Here is a 6,828-nt window from a genome sequence, read left to right on the forward strand (position 1 = left end):
AGCCCGGAGATTTTCGTCGCGACAGTCGCGGGTCGACCCACGCGGCTGGACAGCTGTAATTCGTGCGTACTAATGCTGCGCTTTAGACGCCTCAGATGCGCGAAGACATCGCGACCCGGAAAAACCGCATGGACGGACGACATGCGGCACAGCGGTGCGCGGGCTCAGCCAAGCGCTTCAGGTCGCCACATCACTGACGTGCGCAACTGTCGCGCAGCCGGACGCGCCTATCGCACTGATTAAGTGCGCAAAGTAAGTTACTTTTATCGACGCAAAGATCACCAATCAGGCGTCCACTTTGCGATTCAGTATTCGTACATACAATCGACGCGGAAAGCGCCCGCACATGACGCTCCGGCTCCGAGTTGCGCCGACCTTCCATATGCGCTTCGATCCACCGTACCGCCGCGGCTCAACGGCGGCCCACCCGCTCGCTCAGTTGAGCTTGGCCACCCAAGCCAACGGCATCCGCTTCATCAGCCAGCCCAGCGGTGCCCACGGCCACCACGGCACGTAGGCCTTGGCCTTTTCCTTCTCGATCGCGCGCACCAGCAAACGGCAGCCGGTGGCTTCGTCGATGATGTACGGCGTCTGCTTGGCCGGCGACTGGTCGTTCATCTCGGTGCGGATGTAACCGGGGAAGATCGTGCTGACCTTGATCGCCGGCTTGCGCAGCATGTCGGTGCGGATGCCCTCGGCCATCGAGGCCACGCCGGCCTTGCTGGCGGCGTAGGCGGTCAGGCCGCCGCGCATGCCGCGCATCGCGCTCATAGAGGAAATCAGCACCAGATGCCCCTGCGACGCCTCGCGGAAGATTTCCATCGCCGCCTCGCACTGCGCCAGCGCGGCGAGGAAGTTGGTTTCCACGATGCTGCGGTTCAAGGCGAATTGCCCCTTGCCGATCGGCGCGCCCTGGCCGATGCCGGCGTTGACCACGACCCGGTCGATGCCGCCCAGTTCCTCGCGCAGCGAACCGAACACGCGGAAGACTTCGTCGTACTGGGTGACGTCGAGGCTGCGGATGGCGACGCGGATGCCCGGATGCGCGGCTTCCAGTTCGGCCTTCAACGCCTGCAGGCGGTCGATGCGCCGCGCGCACAAGGCCAGGTCGCTGCCGGCGCGGGCGAATTCGCGGGCCATGCCGCGGCCGAGTCCGGAACTGGCGCCGGTGATGAGGATGCGCTTGCGCATGAAAGGTCTCCGGCTCAGCGGTAAGTGATGAGGCCATCGCGCCCGTACAGATGGGCGTGGCCGTTGAAGGTGGACAGGCGCACGCCGCCGCGGGCGAGGTGCAACTGGGTGACGCCGGTGTTGACCAGGGTCCAGCTCAGGCGCATGGCCTGGGCGTCGGACACCTCCAGCAGGTGTTGTACCACCGCCGCGATCGCGCCGCCGGAGGTGAACACCCAGACATTGGCCGCGTCGCCGCCGGCTTCGGCGGCGGCGTGCACCGCGGCCATGCAGCGCTGCTGGAACGCGGACCAGGTTTCGTCGTAATCGGCGTCGAAGTCGCCCGAGCACCAGCGCGTCATCGCCGCGGCGAACAGCGACTGGAAGGCGCGGCGCGGGTCGGGTTGGGCGCTCAGGTGGGCGACCAGGTGTTCGTGATCGGCGTAGTGGGGGGCCTGGCGGGCGATGATTTGCGCGTGGTCGAATTCGTTCCAGCGTTCATCGATGCGTGGGCTTGATCCGGATGACGCGGCGATCTGTGATGCCCTCACCCCAACCCTTCCCCGGCCCAAACGCGTTGTGTTTGGGCGTTCGTGGACGCGCGAGCCAATGGCTCGCAAGCCGCGTCCGCTCACCCCGCTCGCGAGAGAGGGGCTCTGTTCTGCTTGATCGGGTGAGGTTGCCGGAGAATGCGAGGACTTGGCTTCGCGCATCGCACTCAAGCATTCCTGCGCCGTCTGCCGATGCCGCCGCATCCCTCCGCAGATCGCGACATCGCCCTCGCCCGCCAACGGCGCCAGCGCCGCGCCGAGCAAGCGCGATTGCTCACGGCCGCGCGCGCTGAGTTCGTCGTAATCGGCGGCGCCGAACGCGGCCTGGCCGTGGCGGATCAGATGGATCGTCGTCGCCATCTCAGCCGCGCTCGCCTGCGATCGCGCGCCGGCAACGCCAGTGCAGGTAATTCACCGACAGCCAGAAGCGCTTGAACGCGGGGTTGCGGGTCTGGCCGTGGTGATAGCGGTAATAGATCTGCTGCGCGATCGCCGACAGCCGGAACAGGCCGTAGACCTCATAAAAGGTCCAACTGCGCGGACGCAGGCCGGTGCGCTCGCTGTAATAGTCCATGACCTCGCGGCGGGTGAACATGCCGGGAAGGTGGGTGGGCTGGCGACGCGTATCGCGAGCCAGGAAGTCGTCGTCGGCCTGGACCCAGTACGCGAGCAGATTGCCCACGTCCATCAACGGATCGCCCAGCGTCGCCAGTTCCCAGTCGAGCACGCCGACGACCCGGGTCGGATCGTCGGCGTCGAGCACCACGTTGTCGAAGCGGAAGTCGTTATGGGTCAGGCAGATGGTTTCGTCCTGTGGCAGGTTCGCCTGCAGCCAGTCGATGATCTTGCCGCCGGAAGGGACGTTCCAGGTGCGCGCATCGCGATAACGCTTGCTCCAGCCTTCGATCTGCCGCTTGGTGTAACCGGCGCCGGGCGCGAGTTGCTCCAGGCCGGCGGCGCGGTGATCGACCTGATGCAACGCGATCAAGGTATCGAGCACGCGCATGCACAAAGTGCGTACCTGCTCGCGCGACAATTCCAGCCCGCGCGGCAGGTTCTTGCGCAGGATCGGCCCGTCCAGGCGCTGCATGACGTAGAACTCCGCGCCGATCACCGACTCGTCCTCGCAGTGCGCGTACATCTCCGGCACGAACGGATACACCGGCATCAGCGCGCGCTGGATGCGGAATTCGCGGCCCATGTCGTGCGCGGACTTGGCTTTCTTGCCGGCCGGCGGCCGCCGCAGGATCAGATCGTCGTTGTCGTACTGCAGCCGATAGGTCCAGTTGGACGCGCCGCCGGTGTACTGCGTGACCTGCGGCGTACCGCGCAGATGCGGCAGGCGCGCCTTTAGCCAGGCATCCACCGCGACCCCGTCGAGTTCCTCACCGCTGCGCGCGGCGCGCGCATCCTCGCGCGGCCCGTTGCCGCCGGCGCTGGCGCTCATCCTTTGCTGCCCGCCGATTGCGGCTGCTTCTTGCCCGACCCGCCCTTGCCCGCGCGGCGCATCGCCGCTTCGTACAAGTGGTACGGCAACAGCCGCTTGAGCATCCAGAAACGCCGCGCCGAGGCGTGGGTGAGAATGCGAAACTCGCCGTTGGCGACGCCGGCGCGGATCTTGGCCGCGATCTCTTCCGCGCCGACCGAGGATTCATCGACCAGCTTGCGCATCCAGCGCGCGTAACGCGGATCGCGGCTGCGCAGGCTTTCGCTCAGGTTGGTGCGGAAGAACGCCGGACAGGCGACGCTGACGCGGATGCCGGCCGATTCCAGTTCCGCCTTCAGCGTTTCCGACAAAGCCACCACCGCGGCCTTGGTCGCGTTGTAGGCGCCGGCGTAGGGAGGATGGATCAGCCCGGCCATCGAGGCGATGTTGAGCAAGGTGCCCTGCCCCTGCTTGCGCATCAGCGGCGCGAACACCTTGCAGCCGCGCACCACGCCGAGCAGGTTGATGTCGATCATCCACTGCCAGTCGGCGATCGGCATCGCCTCGACCGGACCCATGTCGGCGACGCCGGCGTTGTTGACCACCAGGTCCACGCCGTTCCAGTTCGCCTGCAGCCAATCGGCGGCGGCCTGCAGGTCTTCTTCGCGGGTCACGTCGCACTGCAGATAATGCGCTTGCGCGCCGGCCTCGCGCAGCGCGGCCAGGGTTTCCTCGCCGCGCGCGGCGTTGACGTCGCCGATGCACACGCGCGCGCCTTCGCGCGCATAGCCTTCGGCGAGCGCGCGGCCCAGGCCGGAGGCGCCGCCGGTGATGAAGACCCGTTGTCCCTGGCCGGAGGCGCTCATGCGGCCTCCTGCTTGCGGCCGCGGCCGATGCCGTACTTGGCCAGTTCCATGCGCGCGACCATCGCGCTGTGCACCTCGTCGGGGCCGTCGGCGATACGCAGCGCGCGCGCGATCATGAACAATCCGGTCAGCGGCACGTCGTGCGACACGCCGGCGCCGCCGTGGATCTGGATCGCCTGATCGACGATGGTCTGCAGCATGTTCGGTGCGATCACCTTGATCGCGGAAATTTCCGTCATCGCGTTCTTGACTCCGAAGTTCTGGATCTTCCACGCCGCGTACAGGGTTAGCAGCCGCGCCTGATCGATGGCCATGCGCGCTTGCGCGACGCGTTCCAGATTGCCGCCCAGGCGCAGGATCGGCTGGCCGAAGGCTTCGCGCGAACTGCCGCGGCGGATCGTCAGCTCCAGCGCGCGTTCGGCCGCGCCGATCGCGCGCATGCAGTGATGGATGCGGCCCGGGCCGAGCCGGCCCTGGGCGATGGCGAAGCCCTGGCCCAGGCCGAGGATCAGCTGATCGCGCGGCACCCGCACGTTGTCGAACACGACTTCGCCGTGACCGTAGGGCGGATCGTATTCGCCGAAGGTCGGCAGCATGCGTTCGATCCGCACGCCCGGCGCGTCCAGCGGCGCCAGCACCATGCTGTGGCGCGCGTGCGGCGCGGCCTGCGGATCGGACAGGCCCATGAAGATCGCCAGTTTGGCCTCGGGATGGCCGATGCCGGTGGACCACCATTTGCGCCCGTTCAAGACCAACCAATCGCCGTCCTCTTTGACTTCGGCCTGCATGTTGGTGGCGTCGGACGACGCCACATCGGGCTCGGTCATGCAGAACACCGAGCGGATCTGCCCGTCCAGCAACGGCCGCAGCCACTGCGCTTTCTGCGCGTCGCTGCCGAAGTGGTACAGCACTTCCATGTTGCCGGTGTCGGGCGCGTTGCAGTTGAAGATTTCCGCGGCGAATTCGTAATGCCCCATCGCCTCGGCCAGCGGCGCGTACTCCAGCACCGACAGGCCGGCGCCGAGTTCGGCGTCGGGCAGGAACAGATTCCACAACCCGGCTTCGCGCGCCAACGCCTTCAGCTGGGCGATGCGCGGGTGCACGCGCCACTGCCGCCAGTCGGCGCCGGCGTTGGTTTCCGCGTTCTCGCGCCGGTACTGAGCGTCGAACGGAGCCACGTATTCGGCGATGAAGGCCTGCAGGCGTTGCAGATACGCCTGGGTGCGCGCACTGGGTGCGAAGTCCATCACGGAAATCCCGAACGCCGGAACGGCCCGGCTGCGGACCATCCTAGGCGCCGGACCGGCATGAATGAAGTGATATTTGCTAACGTCCGGCTATGAACCAGATTCATACCCGAACCGACCAGCTCGACCTCAACCTGCTCAAGGTGTTCGAGGCCGTGCATCGGGAACAGAACCTCAGCCGCGCCGCGCAGTCGCTGTACCTGACGCCGTCGGCGGTAAGCCACGCACTGACCCGGCTGCGCCAGCACTTCGGCGACCCGCTGTTCGTGCGCGACGGCCGGCGCATGAGCCCGACCCCGGCCTGTCAGCGCATCGCCCCGCAACTGATCGACACCCTGACCCGGCTGCGCGAACTGCTGCAGCACTGGGACCGCTTCGACCCGGCGCACACGCGTCAGGCCTTCCGCGTCGGCATGCCCGACGCGACCGAGAGCGCCCTGTTGCCGGCGCTGGCGCAGACCCTGCACGCGCAGGCCCCGGGGGCGACCTTGGCGAGCGTGGCGGTGGCGCGGCGCGAGCTGGGGCGCGAACTCGCCGCCGGCCAGGTCGATCTGGCCGTGGACGTGGCCTTGCCGATCAGCGAACCGGTGCGGCACCGGCCGCTGTTCCAGGACGGTTTCTGCGTGGTGATGCGCGAAGGCCATGCGCTGTCGAAGCGCCTGAGCCTGAAGCAGTACCTGCAGGCGCGGCATGTGGCGGTATCCACGCGCGCCAGCGGACAGGTGATCGAGGACATCGCCCTGCTCAACCTGGGTTTGCAGCGGGCGATCGCGTTGCGCTGTCAGAACTACCACTCCGCGTGCGAAGTCGTCGCTCAATCCGACGCCTTGCTGACGATGCCGGCGGGATTGGCCGGGCGCATCGCGGCGAACGCGCACTTGCGGCGGGTGGCGGTGCCGTTCGCGCTGCCGGCGGCGCAGTTGCATTTGTATTGGCATGCCAACAGCGAGTTCGAGCCGGCGAATCGGTGGTTGCGCGAGGTGGTGATCGGGGTGTGCGAGCGGGGGTTGTTTGGGTGAGGTGGTTGGGGGTGGTTGCGGCGAGGTGTCTGCCGGAATCCATCTTTCGATTGTCGTTTGCTGAAACCCACACTTGAAGTTGCGGAGTTGATTGTGCTGCGGCGCGGCTCCTCGCCGCTGCTGTTGCCGCTGCTGTTGCCGCTGTTGCTGTTGCTGTTGCTGTTGCCGAGATTTTGCTTCGCTTCGGCTTCGTTTTGCTTTTGCCGTTGCTTGGCGCCGCTAGTAACTCGCGAGACCAGGGACACCCGGAGGGCGGCGCACATGGACGTGCGCCGGGTCCCGCCGTGGGCAGGATGCCCACTGCGGGACCTGCCTGCGCAAGCACCGCACTCGTGGCTTTTGACTCGAAACAGCTAAAGCCCTTTCTTTGGTTACTTTCTTTGTGGCTTTGGACAAAGAAAGTGACCCGCCGCTCCATGGCGGAAGCGTTTAGCGTTTGATCTTGCTTGAAGCGTTTGATCTTGCTTGAAGCTTCTAGGGAACCGAACGATCCTTGATCGAAACAACCAGACCCGCGCACTCCCTCCTACCGTCATTCCCGCGAACGCG

General features: G+C 66.6%; 6 protein-coding genes and 1 pseudogene. 1 reads left to right on the top strand and 6 read right to left on the bottom strand.

Annotated elements, in window-relative coordinates:
* Window positions 1-435: 435 nt before the first annotated feature.
* The 6 genes and pseudogenes from J7J50_RS16375 to J7J50_RS16395 form a co-directional block, all read right to left on the bottom strand.
* On the bottom strand, window positions 436-1,191 hold the full coding sequence (locus J7J50_RS16375; RefSeq protein WP_215058378.1) for an SDR family oxidoreductase: 756 nt from the start codon (window positions 1,189-1,191) through the stop codon (window positions 436-438).
* 14 nt (window positions 1,192-1,205) lie between these two features.
* Entirely contained in the window at window positions 1,206-1,721 is a 516-nt protein-coding gene (locus J7J50_RS25285) for a histidine phosphatase family protein (protein WP_343222524.1), read from the bottom strand.
* A gap of 171 nt (window positions 1,722-1,892) precedes the next feature.
* Window positions 1,893-2,081 (bottom strand): annotated as a pseudogene (locus J7J50_RS25290) (histidine phosphatase family protein); the annotation flags it as partial.
* 1 nt (window position 2,082) lies between these two features.
* Complete coding sequence (locus tag J7J50_RS16385) at window positions 2,083-3,168, bottom strand: phosphotransferase family protein (RefSeq protein WP_215058380.1); 1,086 nt, start codon at window positions 3,166-3,168, stop codon at window positions 2,083-2,085.
* On the bottom strand, window positions 3,165-4,013 hold the full coding sequence (locus tag J7J50_RS16390; RefSeq protein ID WP_215058381.1) for an SDR family oxidoreductase: 849 nt from the start codon (window positions 4,011-4,013) through the stop codon (window positions 3,165-3,167). The genes J7J50_RS16385 and J7J50_RS16390 overlap by 4 nt, the downstream gene beginning before the upstream one ends.
* A complete protein-coding gene (locus tag J7J50_RS16395; RefSeq protein ID WP_215058382.1) occupies window positions 4,010-5,260 on the bottom strand; it encodes an acyl-CoA dehydrogenase family protein in 1,251 nt (416 codons plus the stop codon). The genes J7J50_RS16390 and J7J50_RS16395 overlap by 4 nt, the downstream gene beginning before the upstream one ends.
* Window positions 5,261-5,352: 92 nt before the next feature.
* Between J7J50_RS16395 and J7J50_RS16400 the strand changes: the two genes are divergently transcribed.
* The gene (locus J7J50_RS16400; protein WP_215058383.1) at window positions 5,353-6,279 is read left to right on the top strand and encodes a LysR family transcriptional regulator; all 927 of its coding nucleotides are present in this window, start codon (window positions 5,353-5,355) and stop codon (window positions 6,277-6,279) included.
* The last annotated feature ends 549 nt before the right edge of the window (window positions 6,280-6,828 follow it).

It is taken from the genome of Lysobacter sp. ISL-50 (assembly GCF_018612875.1).
In the GTDB taxonomy this organism is placed as follows: Bacteria; Pseudomonadota; Gammaproteobacteria; order Xanthomonadales; family Xanthomonadaceae; genus Lysobacter.